This is a genomic window from Pseudomonas sp. P1_C12, from assembly GCF_056406435.1.
In genome coordinates, this window is record NZ_JBFUAE010000009.1 from 1 (window position 1) to 16,717 (window position 16,717).

Below are 16,717 nucleotides of genomic sequence, written 5' to 3' on the forward strand. Positions count from 1 at the left end.
GCAGTACCACGATTCACCCTTCAGGTTTTGCGATAGCTGAACAACAGATGACGTGAACGGCCTACCGGCCTGGCGAAGATCCTGGCATAAAAATCGGCTTTAAGAAGCCGATGGGCTTTTTAGGATCGTCAGGCGCGATTCTCATCGTGGCGCTGGGGCATGCCCCAAACAGACGCCGGATAGATTTAAGCAAGCCAACCACACCACCCGTTAATCAGTATTGCAAAAATGGGGGCGACCATAGATTTTGTTGGCTAAAATCAAAAGATCGCAGCCTTCGGAAGCTCCTACGCGGAAATTCGCGTTCCCTTGTAGGAGCTGCCGAAGGCTGCGATCTTTTGCCGTTCGATAATCGCCCAAAAACCGCCTTTAGCAATTGAACCATCCAGTACATTTCCCACACCATCCGAACCACAAAACCAATAACAACAGGTTCGACACCATGTCCCCGCGCCCTGCCCTCTCCGGCTGATCCGCTTCGTTTGTACTGATTTCGAAAATTCGTCTGCAACCCCGGGTTGCGGCATCACCCCGTTTCATCCCCAAGAATTAGAGAGACCCGAGTCCATGACGCCTTCCACCGCGCAGTATTTCGTTCCCAGCCTGATTGCCATTGCCCTGGCCAGCGCGGCCCTGCCCGCCAACGCCGAAGAGTCGGGCTTCGTCGATGGGGCCAAGGTCAACCTGAACCTGCGCAACTTCTACATCAACCGCAACTTCACCAACCCGACCAAGGCCCAGGGCAAGGCTGAAGAGTGGACGCAAAGTTTCATCCTCGACGCCAAATCCGGGTTCACCCAGGGCACCGTCGGGTTCGGCATGGATGTGCTCGGTTTGTATTCGGTGAAGCTTGATGGCGGCAAAGGCACCGGCGGCACGCAACTGCTGCCGCTGGATCACGACGGTCGCCCGGCGGACAATTTCGGCCGCACCAACGTGGCGTTCAAGGCAAAGCTGTCGCAAACCGAAGTGAAAGTTGGGGAATGGATGCCGGTGCTGCCAATCCTGCGTTCGGACGACGGTCGCTCGTTGCCGCAAACCTTCCGTGGCGGCCAGATCACGTCGAAGGAAATCAATGGCCTGACGCTCTACGGCGGCCAGTTCCGCCAGAACAGCCCGCGCGACGACAGCAGCATGAGCGACATGTCGATGACCGGCAAAGCCGCGTTCAACTCTGACCGTTTCAACTTCGAGGGCGGCGAGTACGTATTCAACGACAAGCGCACCCAGATCGGTCTGTGGAATGCCGAGCTCAAGGACATCTACAGCCAGCAATTCATCAACCTGACCCACAACCAACCGATCGGCGACTGGACCCTGGGCGCCAACCTGGGTTTCTTCTACGGCAAGGATGACGGCAGCGCCCTGGCTGGCGAGCTGGACAACAAAACAATGTATGGCTTGTTTTCGGCCAAGCACGGCGGCAACACCTTCTACGTCGGCCTGCAAAAACTCACCGGCGACAATGCCTGGATGCGGGTCAATGGCACCAGCGGCGGCACACTGGCCAACGACAGCTACAACTCCAGCTACGACAATGCCCAGGAACGCTCCTGGCAGGTACGCCACGACTACAACTTCGCCGCCCTCGGCGTACCGGGTTTGACCCTGATGAACCGCTATATCAGCGGCGACAATGTGCACACCGGCAGCATCACCGATGGCAAGGAATGGGGGCGTGAAAGTGAACTGGGCTACACCGTGCAGAGCGGTGCGCTGAAAGACCTGAACCTGAAATGGCGCAACTCGACCATGCGCCGGGATTACAGCAATAACGAGTTCGATGAGAACCGCCTGATCATCAGCTATCCGATCAGCCTGTTGTAACCCTCACCACCGCCATCGCGAGCAGGCTCGCTCCTACATTAGACGCGTCCGCCATGACAACACGGTCAACTGTAGGAGCGAGCCTGCTCGCGATGGCGTCAGCTCAGGCAACAAAAATCGCCGGGATCACTCCCGCGACTCAACCCCCAACTCATCCCACACCGACTCGGCCAAATGGAACGTCGCATTGGCCGCCGGGATCCCGCAGTAGATGGCGCTCTGCATGATCACTTCCTTGATCTCGCCACGACTCACGCCGTTGTTGGCGGCAGCGCGCAGGTGCAGTTTCAATTCTTCGTTGCGATTCATGCCGATCAGCATGGCGATGGTGATCAGGCTGCGGGTGTGGCGCGGCAGGCCAGGGCGGGTCCAGATGTCGCCCCAGGCGTGACGGGTGATCATCTCCTGAAACTCCGAGTTGAACTCGGTCAAGGCATTCAGGCTGCGGTCGACGTGGGCATCGCCCAAGACCGCGCGACGGACCTTCAGGCCCTCGTCATAACGTTGTTTCTCGTCCACGGAAATCCCCTCAATCAGCCGACAGAAACGCCAGCACACGCTCGCTGAACGCATTGCCTGCCTGGACGTTGGATAAGTGCGCCGCATAGAACTCGGCGTACTCGGCCCCGCGCACATGCTCCTGGATGAAATGCCCACCGGACGGTGGCGTCACCGCATCTTCGCTTCCGGCAACCACCAACAGCGGCGCCTTGATCGCAGACAACTGATCGCGGAAATCGGCATCGCGCACCGCAGCGCAATTGGCTGCATAGCCTTCGGGCGAAGTGGCCGCGAGCATGTCGGTGATTTGCTTGGCTGCCGCCGGGTTGGCGGCGGAGAAGTCCGGGGTGAACCAGCGGGCAATCGACGCATCGCGCAGGGCAACCATAGCCGCCTGACGATCACGCAGCACCATTTCGATACGTGGGTTCCACACTGACGGATCGCCGATTTTCGCTGCTGTGTTGCACACGATCAGCTTGTTCAGGCGTTCGCCGGCATTGATCCCCAGCCACTGGCCAATCAACCCACCCATGGACAGACCGCAGAAATGCGCGCGTTCGATGTGCAAGGCATCCAGCAAGGCAAGCACGTCGTGACCCAGTTGCTCGATGCTGTAAGGCCCCGGCGTCACCAATGACTGGCCATGACCACGGGTGTCGAAACGCAACACGCGAAAATGCCCGGAGAACGCCGGGATTTGCGCGTCCCACATGTGCAGGTCGGTGCCCAACGAATTGGACAACACCAGTACCGGCGCATCGACCGGTCCATCGAGTTGGTAATGCAGTTCGCCCTCGGCGAGTTGTACAAAAGCCACAGCAAGTCTCCTTCAGGCAGTCAATGCAGAATGTTCAGCCACCGCGCGCTCGACCCAGGTTTTGGCCTGACCGAGGTAATGGGCGGGGTCCAGCAGATGATCGAGTTCAGCCACCGACAGTTCGGCGGTCACTTGCGGTTCGTCGCCGAGGACCGCACGCAGGTGACGTTGTTCGGCCACGGCGCGTTTGCAGCATTGCTCCAAGAGATGATGCGCAGTGTCGCGCCCTACCCGTTGCGCGAGGACGATGCTCACCGCTTCGGCAAGCACCAGGCCCTGGGTCAAATCGAGGTTGCGCGCCATGCGCTCGGCATCCACTTCCAGTCCTTTGGCGATCAACAGCGCTTGCTGCAGGCTGCCCGACACCAGGCAGCAAATCTCCGGCAGGGTTTCCCACTCGGCATGCCACAGGCCGAGGCTGCGTTCGTGTTCCTGGGGCATGGCGCTGAACAGCGTCGAGAGCAGACCGGGTACACGCGTTGCCGCACCGATCAGCACCGCCGCGCCCACCGGATTGCGCTTGTGCGGCATGGTCGAAGAACCGCCCTTGCCCGGCGCCGAAGGTTCGAACACTTCGCCAGCCTCGGTTTGCATCAACAGGCTGATATCGCGCCCGAGTTTGCCGAGACTGCCGGCGATCAGGCCGAGTACTGCAGCGAATTCAACCACGCGATCGCGCTGGGTGTGCCACGGCTGTTCGGGCAAGGCCAGTTGCAGTTCTTCGGCCAGCGCCTGGGCAATTGGCATGGCCAGGTCGCCAAGGGCCGCAAGGGTTCCGGACGCACCGCCGAATTGCAGCACCAGCAGGCGCGGCTTGAGTTCGGCCAAGCGCTGGCGACTGCGCGTCACTGCCCCCAGCCAACCGGCGATTTTCATGCCGAGGGTGACAGGCGTTGCGTGTTGCAACCAGGTGCGCCCGGCCAATGGCGTCGCTGTATAACGTTGGGCCTGCGTCGCAAGGGTTTGGCCCAGTTGCGCCAGATCGCTTTCGATCAGCGCCAGTGCGCGGCGCAGTTGCAGCACCAGGCCGCTGTCCATCACGTCCTGGCTGGTCGCGCCCAGATGCACATATCGCTCGGCTTCGGCATCGGTGGCCGCGATCTGTTTGCCCAGCGCCTTGACCAACGGAATGGCCGAGTTACCCGCCGTGGCAATCGCCTCGCCCAACGCCGCGAAGTCATAAAGCCCTGCGCGGCAAGCCGCTTCAATCGGCGCGACAGCACTCGACGGAATCAACCCTACCTGCGCTTCGGCCCGGGCCAGTGCCGCTTCGAAATCGAGCATGGCCTGGACCCGGCCCTGATCGCAGAACACCTCACGCATATCGCGGGCAGTGAAATAGGCATCGAACAATTGATTGCCCGGTCGCTGATTCATAAACAGTTCCTGGAGGCGCGGGCCTTTGCGACCCGCGCGTGAAGATCAAAGGTCTTGCTGCAGATACTTCGCCTGTTTCGGCAGGCGCAGGCTGAACAGGAATGCCACCGCCATCATCACCGTGACGTACCAGTAGAAGGAGTTTTCCATACCCACGGCCTTGAGGCTCAAGGCCACATACTCCGCCGAACCACCGAAGATCGCATTCGCCACCGCATACGCCAGGCCGACACCCAGGGCACGTACTTCCGGCGGGAACATCTCGGCTTTTACCAGACCGCTGATCGAGGTGTAGAAACTGACGATCACCAGCGCCAGGGTAATCAACACAAAGGCCAGGAACGGACTGCTGACACTTTTCAGGCTCAACAGGATCGGTACGGTGAACAGCGTGCCGAGGGCGCCGAACCAGAGCATCGAGTTACGCCGGCCGATCTTGTCGGCGAGCATGCCGAAAACCGGTTGCATGCACATATAAAGGAACAGCGCGCCGGTCATGATGTAGCTGGCGGTCTTGGCCGGCATGCCGGCGGTGTTCACCAGGTACTTCTGCATGTACGTGGTGAAGGTGTAGAAAATCAGCGAGCCACCGGCGGTGTAACCGAGCACGGTGATGAACGCGGCTTTATGGTCGCGAAACAACGCGCGGATACTGCCGGCGTCCTTGTTTTCGCGCATTTCCTTGCTGGAAGTTTCTTTAAGCGAACGACGCAAATACAGCGAAACCAACGCCGCCATGGCACCGACCACAAAGGGAATCCGCCAGCCGTAGGCACGCAGGTCATCCTCGGTGAGGAACTGTTGCAGGATCACCACCAGCGACACCGCGAGCAACTGGCCGCCAATCAGGGTCACGTACTGGAACGAGGCGAAGAAACCGCGCTGGCCCTTGAGCGCCACTTCACTCATGTAGGTCGCGGTAGTGCCGTACTCACCGCCCACCGACAAACCTTGCAGCAAACGGGCGAACAGCAACATCACCGGCGCCCAGACCCCGATACTGTTGTAGGTCGGCAAACAGGCGATAAGCAACGAGCCGAAGCACATCATCAGAATCGAGATCAGCATCGAGTTCTTGCGCCCGTGCTTGTCCGCCAACCGCCCGAAAATCCAGCCACCAATAGGCCGCATCAGGAACCCGGCGGCAAACACGCCAGCCGTGTTGACCAACTGCACCGTGGGGTTGTCGGACGGGAAAAAGGCCGGCGCGAAATAGATCGCACAGAAGGCGTAGACATAGAAGTCGAACCATTCGACCAGGTTGCCGGACGAAGCACCGACAATGGCGAAAATCCGCTTGTTGCGTTCTTCGCCCGTATAAAGAGCTATAGGAGCCGTGGGTGTTGTCATTGTTTTTTTCACTCAATGGGGACAGTGAGAGTCTAGACACACTTTGCAACAATCCCGTTCCGCAGATGGATCAGCAATACGCAACCCCTGTAGGAGCGAGCCTGCTCGCGATAGCAGTGTGTCAGACGACATCGACGGTGAATGTACCGACGCCATCGCGAGCAGGCTCGCTCCTACAGGTGAACAGTGCTCACTCAATAATCGAAAAACACCGTCTCGGCATCGGTACCCTGCAGAATCACGTTCCACTGGTACACGCCCGACGCATCCTGCTTCGCCATCAGCGTATTGCGACGCTCGGCCGGCACGCACTCCAGCAACGGATCACTCACGTTGGCCGCCTCGCCATCAAAGTAAATCCGCGTCAGCAAGTGCTTCACCAGGCCACGGGCAAACACCAGCACCACCAAGTGCGGCGCCTGGGTCGTGCCTTTGAGCCCCTCAACCGTGCCCGGCTTGATGGTAGTGAAGCGAAAACGCCCTTCGGCATCCACCGGTACCCGGCCAAAACCTTCGAAGTTCGGGTCCAGGGGTTTGTCCTGGTCATCTTCCGGGTGATCGTACTTGCCGGCGGCGTTGGCCTGCCAGACTTCCAGCATTGCGTCGTTGACGACATCACCGTTGCCATCGACCACTTGCCCGGTGATCGCCACGCGCTCGCCCAGGGTTTGTTCGACAGTCAGGTTTTCGCGGTTCAGCCAGGTCAGGCCGATGTGGTAGTACGGCCCGACGGTGTGGGACGTGGTCGCAGTCAGCGTCATCTTATTTCTCCATCGGCGTGGCATCGCGGCCGCGCAATACGATGTCCCAGCGATAACCGAGGGCATAGGAAGGGATGGTTTTTTCCAGATCGAACGTGGCGATCAAGCGCTCTTTGGCGCCGGTATCGGGCACGCAGTTGTAGATCGGGTCGTACGCCAGCAACGGGTCGCCCGGGAAATACATCTGCGTCACCAGGCGCGTCAGAATGCTCGGCCCGAACAGCGAGAAATGGATGTGCGCCGGGCGCCAGGCGTTGTGGTGGTTACCCCATGGATAGGCGCCGGGCTTGATGGTCTGGAACTGATACCAGCCATCGGCGTCGGTCACGGTGCGGCCCGTGCCGGTGAAATTCGGGTCCAGCGGTGCGTCATGCAGGTCGCGGGCATGGGCGTAGCGACCGGCGGCGTTGGCCTGCCAGATCTCCACCAGAATCCCCGGCACCGGCAGACCGTTTTCATCCAGTACACGACCGTGGATGATGATGCGCTCACCCTGTGGCTGCCCCTCATGCTGGGCGGTCAGGTCGTTGTCCTTCTCGTTGACGCGCTCGGCGCCGACGCTCGGACCGGTGATTTCCGACAACGAATGCGGCAGAAACACCAACGGCCTGGACGGCGAGCGCAGGTTGGTGGATTGATAGGTCGGGTGCAGGTATTCCGGCTGAGTGCCCGCCTGCGGGCGACGGTAACCAGGCTTGTCAGTCATGAAGCATTCCTCAGTTCTTATAAGTCTTCAGAGCGCGTCAGACGCGCTCGATCGCCAGGGCCAGACCTTGACCGACACCGACACACATGGTCGCCAGACCTTTCTTGCCGCCGGTTTTTTCCAGCTGATGCAACGCGGTCAACACCAGTCGCGCACCGCTCATGCCCAACGGATGACCCAAGGCAATCGCGCCACCATTGGGATTGACCTGGGCCGCATCGTCCGCGATCCCCAGTTCACGCAGCACCGCCAAACCCTGGCTGGCGAAGGCTTCGTTGAGTTCGATCACGTCGAAATCGCTGACAGCCACACCGAGGCGTTCGGTCAGTTTGCGCACCGCAGGCACCGGGCCAATGCCCATCACCCGCGGCGCAACACCGGCGCTGGCCATGCCCAGCACTTTGGCGCGGGCCGTCAGGCCGTGTTTCTTCACGGCTTCGGCCGAGGCCAGGATCAATACTGCCGCGCCATCGTTCACTCCGGAGGCGTTGCCGGCGGTGACGGTTTTGTCGGGGCCGTTGACCGGTTTGAGTTTGGTCAGGGCTTCCAGGGTGGTGTCGGCGCGAGGATGCTCGTCCTGGCTGACCACGGTTTCACCCTTCTTGTGGGCAATGCGCACTTCAACAATTTCTTCGGCGAAGAACCCGGCGGCTTGCGCGGCGGCTGTGCGTTGTTGACTGCGCAGGGCGAACGCGTCCTGATCGGCGCGGGACACCTTGTAATCGTCGGCCACGTTGTCAGCGGTCTGCGGCATCGCATCCACACCGTACTGGGCTTTCATCATCGGGTTGATAAAACGCCAGCCAATGGTGGTGTCTTCCAGTTTCATGTTGCGCGAGAACGCGGCATCAGCTTTGCCCATCACGAACGGCGCACGGGACATCGACTCGACGCCACCGGCAATCGCCAGCTCCATCTCGCCGCTGGCGATAGCGCGGAACGCGGTACCGATGGCATCCATGCCCGAAGCACAGAGGCGATTGAGGGTCACGCCCGGAATGGTTTCCGGCAGCCCGGCCAGCAACAGCGCCATACGCGCGACGTTGCGGTTGTCTTCACCGGCCTGGTTGGCGCAGCCGAGGAATACCTCGTCCACGGCGTTCCAGTCCACCGACGGGTTGCGCTCCATCAAGGCTTTGATCGGCACGGCAGCCAGGTCGTCGGCACGCACCGTCGACAGGCCGCCGCCGAAACGGCCGATGGGGGTACGAATCGCGTCGCAGATATAAACGTCACGCATCACGCTTCTCCGGGTGCTTGGCCGTGGGCGGCAGCAGTGCGGGCTTCGAGATCACGCAATGCGGTCAGCTCGACCTCTGTTGGCTCAGCGGTTTGCTCAACGTTGTCGGCAAAACGTATCGCCCAACCGGTGGCTGCGACCACTTGCTCGCGGGTCACGCCGGGGTGCAGTGCGGTGACCACGAATTCGTGGGTACCCTCCTCCGGTTCCATGATGCACAGGTCGGTGATGATCCCCACCGGACCGGCGCCTGGCAGGCCAAGACGCTTGCGCGAATCGCCACCCTCACCGTGACCGACCGAAGTAATGAAATCGAGTTTGTCGACAAAGGAGCGCGACGACTGCTTGAGGATGATCAACACGCTCTTGGCCGAACCGGCAATTTCCGGCGCGCCACCGGCACCTGGCAGGCGCACTTTCGGTGCGTGGTAATCGCCGACCACGGTGGTGTTGATGTTGCCGAAACGGTCGACCTGCGCCGCACCAAGGAAGCCGACGTCGATACGCCCGCCTTGCAGCCAGTAGCGGAAAATCTCGCCGGTCGGGACCACGGTGTCGGCGGTTTCCGCCAGTTCACCGTCGCCGATCGACAACGGCAGTACGCTCGGCTTGGCACCGATCGGACCCGATTCGTAGATCAGAACGACATCAGGCGAGGACGTCAGGCGCGCCAGGTTGGCCGCTTTCGACGGCAGGCCGATACCGACGAAGCACACCGAACCGTTCTTCAGACGGCGAGCGGCGGCGACGGTCATCATTTCATTGGTGGTGTAAGTCATTACTTCGCCTCCGAAGCGGCGGCCAGTTTGGCCTGGAACTCGCTGAAGTCAGCGCTGCCGTGGATGTATTCGTTGATCCACGCGGTGAAGGTTTCACGGTCGCGGGCAATCGGGTCCCAGGCCTGGTAGAAACGGTTGTCGCGCTCGTTGTAGCCGTGGGCGTAGGAAGGATGCGCACCGCCAGGTACGTGGCAAACCGCGCTCAAGGCCCAGGTTGGCAGTACACAGGAATTCATCGGTGCATTGAGGTCGTCGACGATTTCCTCAACGGTGACGATGCAGCGTTTGGCGGCCAGTGCAGCTTCTTTCTGCACGCCGAGGATGCCCCAGAGCAGCACGTTGCCCTTGCGGTCGGCTTTCTGCGCGTGAATCACGGTAATGTCCGGGCGCACCGAAGGCACGGCGGCCAACACTTCGCCAGTGAACGGGCAAGTGACGGATTTGATCAGCGGGTTGACCTTCGGCAAGTCGGAACCGGCGTAGGCACGCAGCACCGCGAACGGCAGGCCGGAAGCACCGGCGACGTAGGCATTGGCCAGGTCGGCGTGGCTGTGTTCTTCGATTTCCAGCGCGTGGGGCCACTGCTTCTCCACTGCGTCACGCAGGCGATGCAGGGAGCCGACACCCGGGTTGCCGCCCCAGGAGAAAATCAGCTTGCGGGCACAACCGGCACCGATCAACTGGTCGTAGATCAGGTCAGGGGTCATCCGCACCAGGGTCAGGTCTTTCTTGCCCTGGCGAATGATTTCGTGACCCGCCGCCGTCGGGATCAGGTGAGTAAAGCCTTCGAGCGCGACCGTATCGCCGTCGTTTACGAATTGCTTCACCGCGTCGTGCAGCGAAAGGATTTCAGCCATTGGGGCAGGCTCCCGTTTATTGTTAACCGACAGTGGAAGAAGGCGCCGATGCGCAGCGCCGGAATGACTGAAGATTAAGCCCGTGCAAAACGCCAAACAATCCGATAATCGACTAAGCGTTCGATTATCGAACATATTGTTGTCTGGCTATCTTTATAGGCTGCCCCAAAAGATCGCAGCCTGCGGCAGCTCCTACAGATTTACACATTCCCCTGTAGGAGCTGCCGCAAGCTGCGATCTTTTACTGTTACACCACTATTTCAAACCAGGATCAGGTCGCATCCGCATGACTGACCATGCCCTTGATCACCACTGCCGTGGTCGCCAGCGCCGCCGGAATCACCAGCGCTGTCAGCACTTGCTCGAAATTCCAGCCCAGCCCCAACAGCGTTGCACCCATCCACGCCCCGAGGATGGCGCCAAAGCGGCCGATCCCGAGCATCCACGACACCCCGGTGGCCCGCCCCTGAGTCGGATAAAACCGTGCGGCCAGCGACGGCATTGCCGATTGCGCGCCGTTGACACACATCCCGGCCACCAGCACCAGGGTCGCCAGGATTGTGATGTTGCCCAGGCTCTGCCCTACCGCGTAGGCAAACACCCCGGCCAGCAGGTAGAAAGTGCCGATGACCTTGTGCGGATTGAACCGGTCCATTGCCCAGCCCACGCCTACTGCACTCAGCACGCCACCAAACTGGAACAGCGCGCCGATGAAGGCGGCTTGCTCCATGCTCGCGCCACTGTCACGCATCAGCGTCGGCAGCCAGCTGGTCAGCAGGTAAACGATCACCAGGCCCATGAAGTAGGTCAGCCACAGCAGCAAGGTGCCGACGCTGTAGGTGCCGGAGAAGATCACCGCGAACACATTGCGCGCCTTCACGGTTTTCTGTTCCGGCACGCTGAAACTGGACGCCTGGGCCACCACCGTCGGATCAATCGGCGCCAGTGCCTTGCGCACTTTGTCCGTACCGCGATTGCGTACCACCAGGTAACGCGCCGACTCCGGCAGCCAGAGCAGCAAAACGACGGAGAGGATCAGCGGCAAAATCCCGCCGATCAGCAGCAGGCTGTGCCAGCCAAAGGCCGGAATCAGCTTGGCCGAGATAAATCCGCCACCGGCCATGCCCAGGTTGAAACCGCAGAACATACTGGTTACCAGCAGGGATTTTTTGCGCTCCGGGGTGTACTCCGACAGCAGGGTCGTGGCATTCGGCATGCCGGCGCCCAGACCCAGACCAGTCAGGAAGCGCAACACCAGCAACTGATCGACATTGCTGCTGTAGGCAGAGGCCAGGCTGAAGGCACCGAACAACAGCACCGCACCGACCAGTACGACTTTTCGTCCGAAGCGGTCAGCCAACGGGCCCGAGCCCAGTGCGCCGAAGACCATGCCGATCAGCGCCGCACTCATCACCGGGCCTAGGCTGGCGCGGTCGATACCCCAGTCCTGGGACAGGGCCGGGGCGATGAAACCCATGGCCGCAGTGTCGAGGCCATCGAGGAAGACAATCAGGAAACACAGGATCACCACGCGCCACTGGTAGCGCGAAATGGGTTGGGCATTGATGAAGGACTGCACGTCGAGGCAGTTACCTACAGCAGACTGAGGCTGGTTCATTATTTTTATTCCACGGATCGCAGTCGAACGGTGTCAGCAGACGCTGACGAAGCCGCGACAGTAATGATCCGGAGGAAACAGCGTCAATTCGATAAACGCAACTCTGTGCGTTTATCGAACAGCTTAGGCAAACAGCTGGGCGCTGAGGTCGCGGCTGGCACTCAGCAGGCCAGGCAGAAATCGCTGTTCCAGCTCATTGCGGCTGACTCGCCCGGCGTGAGTGCTGACGTTGAGGGCCGCAACCACCTGGCCGGAGGCATCATATACAGGAACGGCAATTGAACGCAGCCCTTGCTCAAGTTCCTGGTCAACGATGCACCAGCCTTGCTGTCGCACCTCTTGCAGGCATTCGAGCAATGCCTCGGGGGTGTGAATCGTACGGCTGGTCTTGGCTTGCAATTCGGCGTGATCGAGGTATTCGCCCAGCGACGTGTCATCCAGCGCGGCCAGCAGAATCCGCCCCATCGACGTGCAATAGGCCGGCAAGCGCCCGCCCACCGACAGGTCCACCGAAATCAGGCGCTGGGTGGTTGCGGAGCGGGCGATGTACAAAATGTCATCACCTTCCAGCGTGGCCATGTTGCAGGCCTCGTGCAGTTGCTCGCTCATGCGGTCCAGGTAAGGCTGGGCGGACACCGCCAGCGGCGTCGATGACACATAGGCATGGCCGAGGGTCAGCACTTTGGGTAGCAACGAATAGGTGCGGCCGTCGGTGGTGGCGTAGCCGAGTTTGATCAGGGTGTGCAGGCAACGGCGCACGGCGGCGCGGGGAATTTCCGTTCGGTGACTGATCTGGGCGATGGTCAGGTGTCGTTTGCGCTCCTGGAACGCTTGCACCACGGCCAGGCCACGGGCCAGGGACGTCATGAAGTCCGGGTCGCCGGTCAGTGCCTGGATCCGCTTGGCCGGTGAAGCAACGATGGGGGGAGCCACTGAAGTGAAGGAATTGCGCATTTGATCGTTCATACAAGGTCCTTTTACCCACTCGGATCAGCGACTATTACAAAGGGCTACCGCCTGGCACTCAAGCCCGGCCTGCCATCTTCGGGCGATTATCGAACGCTCGACCGATAATCGCAATCCACCGGATCAATCACCCGATTCGCTGGTGTCCGGTTTTTCGCTGACTCACGAACCGCTGTTTACATCGACTCGACACAGGACTTAATGGGGCAATCTAAATACCGTAACTTGTTCGAACTTAATGGCGTCAGGCAGGCATCGCTGCAATGTGGTACCCGTCGGCGTTCCAGTTAATCGTAAAGTTTCTAGCAACAAAACGGTCACACCGGGATCCGCTTTTAACTCGTTGGAGATAGTGTTCTTCAAATCGGCCGCTATAATACAATTCAGTAGCGCTTCGGTTTTTTACTTGCCGAACCCGCTGCCCGGCAATGCGATGTTCCATCGCCGTTGCCCGTTGCAAGCGCCAGACTCGCATTGAACCACCTTGCCAGTGCGCTTGCTGATACAGGAAACTGAAGCTACGTCAGCTGTTTATATCTGGTGCCGTGGCCGCCTGTGACATGGAAGTATTGATCACCCTGTTGCCAAAACGATGCCTGACGGGCATTGCCCATTCGACGAACGTGATCAATCGATTTGATGCAGCGCGTGTTCACCAGAATTTATCCCAACTCAATCAGGTAGCACTGTGACGAAAGACGAACTGCGCGCGGAACTAGAGCGCCAGGAACAACGCTACAAGGAAGTTTACGGCGGAGAAGTCACCACTTACGCCGCTCAACCCGAACCGGAACGCAAACCCTGGCGTAAACGCGCCACCGTTCAGGATCAGGTTTTCCAGCAGGAACTTCAAAAAATGGAAAAGGAACTCAAAGCCGAAGAGCCATGACTGCTTCGGCCTGATCCTTACCAGGGCCTGCCTCTGCACCCGTTAAAAGCGGGATGTATCGATGTTGCCTTTCGCGCCCGCCATGAGCGGGCAGCGGCCATCACCGTCGTCGAATCAGGCAGATTTCCGGTATCTGACCTATTTCTCAGATTTTTCGCACAACCGCTCAAACCCCAATTACCGGGTCGCGAAGGTTTTGTGACAGCGTATTTTTCCAATAAAATCAATGACTTAAAAAACACAGCAAAACCCTGGGTTTTCAGGTGTTGCGGCAAAAAAATTCGTTGAAGAATGTTACCGATGAGCAGCTAGTGCATTGATTAGCAGTCTTTTCTGGCATAATCGCGCCCCCTTATGACCGGGTCAGAAAACCTTCATGATCGATTTATTCAGCGGACTGGATGCTTGGGTGCTTGTGAGCCTCTTGCTCGCCCTGGCCTTTGTCCTCGCCTTCGAGTTCATCAACGGCTTTCATGACACCGCTAACGCGGTGGCGACCGTTATCTACACCAAAGCCATGCCGCCTCACCTGGCGGTGTTCTTCTCCGGTGTGTTCAACTTCCTCGGCGTGCTGCTGGGCGGGGTCGGCGTGGCGTACGCCATCGTCCACCTGCTGCCGGTGGAACTGCTGATCAATGTGAACACCGGTCACGGACTGGCCATGGTGTTCTCGTTGCTCGCCGCCGCCATCGCCTGGAACCTGGGCACCTGGTACTTCGGTATTCCCGCTTCCAGTTCCCACACGCTGATCGGTTCGATCCTCGGTGTCGGCCTGGCCAACGCCCTGATCAACGACATTCCGCTGGCTGACGGTGTGAACTGGCAGAAAGCGATCGATATCGGCGCTTCCCTGGTGTTCTCGCCAATGGCCGGCTTCCTGATCGCCGCACTGATCCTGATCGGTCTTAAATGGTGGCGTCCGCTGTCGAAGATGCACAAGACGCCGGAACAGCGCCGCAAGATCGACGACAAGAAACACCCGCCGTTCTGGAATCGCCTGGTACTGGTGATTTCGGCCATGGCCGTGAGTTTCGTGCACGGTTCCAACGATGGCCAGAAAGGTATCGGCCTGATCATGCTGGTCCTGATCGGTATCGTGCCGGCCCAGTTCGTCCTCGACCTGAACAGCACGACCTACCAGATCGAGCGGACTCGCGACGCGACCCTGCACCTGAGCCAGTTCTACCAGCGCAATTCCGAAACCCTGGGCGAGTTCCTGGCCCTGGGCAAGAGCTTGGACGGCGACTTGCCGGAGAAATTCCGTTGCAACCCGCAACAGACCGAACCGACCATCACCGCCCTGCTCGGCACCCTCAAGGGTGTAGCCGACTACCATTCGCTGTCGGCGGAAAGCCGTATCGAAGTCCGTCGCTACCTGCTCTGCCTGGACGACACCGCGAAGAAAGTCAGCAAGTTGCCAACTCTCGGGGCTCGTGAAAAGGCCGACCTGGACAAGCTGCGCAAAGACCTGACCACTACCACTGAATACGCGCCGTTCTGGGTGATTCTGGCGGTTGCACTGGCCTTGGGCCTGGGCACCATGGTCGGCTGGAAACGCGTGGTACTGACCATTGGCGAGAAGATCGGCAAGCAAGGCATGACCTACTCCCAAGGCATGTCGGCGCAGATCACCACTGCCAGCCTGATCGGCATGGCGAACATCTTCAGCCTGCCGGTTTCCACCACCCACGTGCTGTCCTCGGGCGTGGCAGGCACCATGGTCGCCAACAAAAGCGGCCTGCAAGGCGGCACCGTCAGAACCATCCTGCTGGCTTGGGTATTGACCCTGCCAGCCACCGTGGCCCTGTCGGCCGGGTTGTTCTGGCTGGCTTCGAAGGCCCTTGGCAGCTGATAAGCAGCCAAACGAAAAAGGCGCGCTCCGCAAGGAACGCGCCTTTTTTATTGCTGCCAAAACACCACACTCCCCCTGTAGGAGCTGCCGCAGGCTGCGGCAGCTCCTACAGGGAATATCGTACAAATCTGCAGGCAAAAAAAAAGGGCAACCGAAGTTGCCCAAAATGCCTTGCGTGCTCATTACATCCAGAAAGAACTACGGTTATTTCCGCTTGTGCGAATCCTTCCAGATAAAAAGTCCGAATCCTGCAAAAAACACAAACATGAGGCTGACAGTCAGCACTCCGGCGATCACCACGTTGTCGAAAAACATGACGCGTCTCCTGCACTTGGCCTGTTGCGATAGGGCTAAGTTAACCGAACGGGCAGGAGAGAATATTGACCGGGATCAATGTCGCCCGAGACGGGGCAAGAGGAAGGGAAACGTTTGACCCGCATCAATGAATGCGGGGGATTTCAGCGCTTTTTCGGTTTGTTTTTCGGCTTTTTCCTGGCCTTGCCCAGTGGCATGGCCTGCTCGAACGCCTGGCGAACTTCATTGAGCCGCTTGTCATTGAGGTCATGAATACGCTTGGCGCGTTCAGCATTGAGGTCAATCAGTTTGTCGTCTTGGCTCATGGCAGTCAGTGCATCGCTTGAAATGAATTTCAGCCACCGTAGCGTTCGGCAACCCTTCGCCAATAATGCGGCCTGACGGCCGCGCTGACCAGCCTGCGCTCAAATCTCGATATCGACCCACAGCCCCTGCCGCGGCTGATCTTCCATCAGCGGCGCCACCGGCACGGTGTTGTCGGCATTGAGTTCATCGCCGGGAATCGCCAGGTGCGCCTCGGGGTCATTATCAGCCTCGCGTCGACGCCGTTCCTGCTCCTGCTTGCGGCGCTGTTCCTCGCGCAGCACTAACCCGTCCTCTTCAGGGTTGCGCTTTTGCAGGTCAATGGTGCTTTCACTGGAGCTTTCCTGCACCGGCACCACCGGTGGAATGTCCGGACGCTGGCGGATCGGGTCGGTTTGCGAAGTGATCGGCACGGCACTCAGGGGAAGCATCGGTGGCAGCATGGTTTTCGGTCTCCTGTCAGCAGGCTGTCGGCTGCGGGGATGGCGACTTGAGCCATCGGTCGCAAACTGTGACTCATTTGGCACTCATTAGTGCACCGAGCGGCGCGTCATGC

General features: G+C 59.7%; 17 protein-coding genes. 3 read left to right on the forward strand and 14 right to left on the reverse strand.

What is annotated here, in order from left to right; translation table 11 throughout:
* The first annotated feature begins 567 nt into the window (after positions 1 to 567).
* Positions 568 to 1,827, forward strand: coding sequence for an OprD family porin (locus AC1D19_RS16760; RefSeq protein ID WP_477763837.1), 1,260 nt, complete (start codon positions 568 to 570; stop codon positions 1,825 to 1,827).
* 126 nt (positions 1,828 to 1,953) lie between these two features.
* Here the strand turns inward: AC1D19_RS16760 and pcaC are convergent, their stop codons facing one another.
* From pcaC to pcaR, 11 genes are all read right to left on the reverse strand, one after another.
* Positions 1,954 to 2,346, reverse strand: a complete 393-nt coding sequence (gene pcaC, locus AC1D19_RS16765) for a 4-carboxymuconolactone decarboxylase (RefSeq protein ID WP_007986313.1) — start codon at positions 2,344 to 2,346, stop codon at positions 1,954 to 1,956.
* A gap of 10 nt (positions 2,347 to 2,356) precedes the next feature.
* Positions 2,357 to 3,148, reverse strand: a complete 792-nt coding sequence (gene pcaD / locus AC1D19_RS16770; RefSeq protein ID WP_477755561.1) for a 3-oxoadipate enol-lactonase — start codon at positions 3,146 to 3,148, stop codon at positions 2,357 to 2,359.
* Between the two features lie 12 nt (positions 3,149 to 3,160).
* Positions 3,161 to 4,525: a 3-carboxy-cis,cis-muconate cycloisomerase gene (locus AC1D19_RS16775; RefSeq protein ID WP_477763838.1), complete on the reverse strand. Its 1,365-nt coding sequence runs from the start codon at positions 4,523 to 4,525 to the stop codon at positions 3,161 to 3,163.
* A 45-nt stretch (positions 4,526 to 4,570) separates the two neighbouring features.
* On the reverse strand, positions 4,571 to 5,875 hold the full coding sequence (locus AC1D19_RS16780) for an MFS family transporter (protein ID WP_477763839.1): 1,305 nt from the start codon (positions 5,873 to 5,875) through the stop codon (positions 4,571 to 4,573).
* A 194-nt stretch (positions 5,876 to 6,069) separates the two neighbouring features.
* Positions 6,070 to 6,636: a protocatechuate 3,4-dioxygenase subunit alpha gene (gene pcaG / locus AC1D19_RS16785; RefSeq protein ID WP_477763840.1), complete on the reverse strand. Its 567-nt coding sequence runs from the start codon at positions 6,634 to 6,636 to the stop codon at positions 6,070 to 6,072.
* 1 nt (position 6,637) lies between these two features.
* Positions 6,638 to 7,342 (reverse strand): protocatechuate 3,4-dioxygenase subunit beta, encoded by a 705-nt coding sequence (gene pcaH / locus AC1D19_RS16790; RefSeq protein ID WP_477755557.1) that lies wholly within the window; start codon positions 7,340 to 7,342, stop codon positions 6,638 to 6,640.
* A 37-nt stretch (positions 7,343 to 7,379) separates the two neighbouring features.
* Complete coding sequence (gene pcaF / locus AC1D19_RS16795) at positions 7,380 to 8,585, reverse strand: 3-oxoadipyl-CoA thiolase (RefSeq protein ID WP_477763841.1); 1,206 nt, start codon at positions 8,583 to 8,585, stop codon at positions 7,380 to 7,382.
* Entirely contained in the window at positions 8,582 to 9,361 is a 780-nt protein-coding gene (locus AC1D19_RS16800) for a CoA-transferase subunit beta (RefSeq protein WP_095945398.1), read from the reverse strand. The genes pcaF and AC1D19_RS16800 overlap by 4 nt, the downstream gene beginning before the upstream one ends.
* Positions 9,361 to 10,218: a CoA transferase subunit A gene (locus AC1D19_RS16805; protein WP_008054173.1), complete on the reverse strand. Its 858-nt coding sequence runs from the start codon at positions 10,216 to 10,218 to the stop codon at positions 9,361 to 9,363. The genes AC1D19_RS16800 and AC1D19_RS16805 overlap by 1 nt, the downstream gene beginning before the upstream one ends.
* A gap of 271 nt (positions 10,219 to 10,489) precedes the next feature.
* The gene (pcaK, locus tag AC1D19_RS16810; protein ID WP_477763842.1) at positions 10,490 to 11,836 is read right to left on the reverse strand and encodes a 4-hydroxybenzoate transporter PcaK; all 1,347 of its coding nucleotides are present in this window, start codon (positions 11,834 to 11,836) and stop codon (positions 10,490 to 10,492) included.
* 123 nt (positions 11,837 to 11,959) lie between these two features.
* Positions 11,960 to 12,802: a pca regulon transcriptional regulator PcaR gene (pcaR, locus tag AC1D19_RS16815; protein ID WP_223550841.1), complete on the reverse strand. Its 843-nt coding sequence runs from the start codon at positions 12,800 to 12,802 to the stop codon at positions 11,960 to 11,962.
* A 688-nt stretch (positions 12,803 to 13,490) separates the two neighbouring features.
* Between pcaR and AC1D19_RS16820 the strand changes: the two genes are divergently transcribed.
* Together AC1D19_RS16820 and AC1D19_RS16825 are read left to right on the forward strand one after the other, a co-directional pair.
* Complete coding sequence (locus tag AC1D19_RS16820) at positions 13,491 to 13,691, forward strand: hypothetical protein (protein WP_007986337.1); 201 nt, start codon at positions 13,491 to 13,493, stop codon at positions 13,689 to 13,691.
* Positions 13,692 to 14,067: 376 nt separating this feature from the next.
* The gene (locus AC1D19_RS16825; protein WP_477755315.1) at positions 14,068 to 15,543 is read left to right on the forward strand and encodes an inorganic phosphate transporter; all 1,476 of its coding nucleotides are present in this window, start codon (positions 14,068 to 14,070) and stop codon (positions 15,541 to 15,543) included.
* 204 nt (positions 15,544 to 15,747) lie between these two features.
* On the opposite strand, the gene ccoM is transcribed toward AC1D19_RS16825, so the two are convergent.
* The 3 genes from ccoM to AC1D19_RS16840 form a co-directional block, all read right to left on the reverse strand.
* Complete coding sequence (gene ccoM / locus AC1D19_RS16830; RefSeq protein ID WP_007976669.1) at positions 15,748 to 15,858, reverse strand: cytochrome c oxidase subunit CcoM; 111 nt, start codon at positions 15,856 to 15,858, stop codon at positions 15,748 to 15,750.
* A 143-nt stretch (positions 15,859 to 16,001) separates the two neighbouring features.
* Positions 16,002 to 16,163, reverse strand: coding sequence for a hypothetical protein (locus tag AC1D19_RS16835; RefSeq protein ID WP_218430314.1), 162 nt, complete (start codon positions 16,161 to 16,163; stop codon positions 16,002 to 16,004).
* A 99-nt stretch (positions 16,164 to 16,262) separates the two neighbouring features.
* A complete protein-coding gene (locus AC1D19_RS16840) occupies positions 16,263 to 16,604 on the reverse strand; it encodes an aspartate-semialdehyde dehydrogenase (protein WP_477763843.1) in 342 nt (113 codons plus the stop codon).
* Positions 16,605 to 16,717: the final 113 nt, after the last annotated feature.

Excerpts from the sequence above, each read along its gene's own strand:
- AC1D19_RS16835 (WP_218430314.1), bottom strand. The coding sequence starts at position 16,163 with ATGAGCCAAGACGACAAACTGATTGACCTCAATGCTGAACGCGCCAAG.
- AC1D19_RS16805 (WP_008054173.1), bottom strand. The coding sequence starts at position 10,218 with ATGGCTGAAATCCTTTCGCTGCACGACGCGGTGAAGCAATTCGTAAAC.
- pcaG (WP_477763840.1), bottom strand. The coding sequence starts at position 6,636 with ATGACGCTGACTGCGACCACGTCCCACACCGTCGGGCCGTACTACCAC.
- AC1D19_RS16780 (WP_477763839.1), bottom strand. The coding sequence starts at position 5,875 with ATGACAACACCCACGGCTCCTATAGCTCTTTATACGGGCGAAGAACGC.
- ccoM (WP_007976669.1), bottom strand. The coding sequence starts at position 15,858 with ATGTTTTTCGACAACGTGGTGATCGCCGGAGTGCTGACTGTCAGCCTC.
- AC1D19_RS16800 (WP_095945398.1), bottom strand. The coding sequence starts at position 9,361 with ATGACTTACACCACCAATGAAATGATGACCGTCGCCGCCGCTCGCCGT.
- pcaR (WP_223550841.1), bottom strand. The coding sequence starts at position 12,802 with ATGAACGATCAAATGCGCAATTCCTTCACTTCAGTGGCTCCCCCCATC.
- AC1D19_RS16775 (WP_477763838.1), bottom strand. The coding sequence starts at position 4,525 with ATGAATCAGCGACCGGGCAATCAATTGTTCGATGCCTATTTCACTGCC.
- AC1D19_RS16840 (WP_477763843.1), bottom strand. The coding sequence starts at position 16,604 with ATGCTGCCACCGATGCTTCCCCTGAGTGCCGTGCCGATCACTTCGCAA.
- pcaH (WP_477755557.1), bottom strand. The coding sequence starts at position 7,342 with ATGACTGACAAGCCTGGTTACCGTCGCCCGCAGGCGGGCACTCAGCCG.
- AC1D19_RS16760 (WP_477763837.1), top strand. The coding sequence starts at position 568 with ATGACGCCTTCCACCGCGCAGTATTTCGTTCCCAGCCTGATTGCCATT.
- AC1D19_RS16825 (WP_477755315.1), top strand. The coding sequence starts at position 14,068 with ATGATCGATTTATTCAGCGGACTGGATGCTTGGGTGCTTGTGAGCCTC.
- pcaK (WP_477763842.1), bottom strand. The coding sequence starts at position 11,836 with ATGAACCAGCCTCAGTCTGCTGTAGGTAACTGCCTCGACGTGCAGTCC.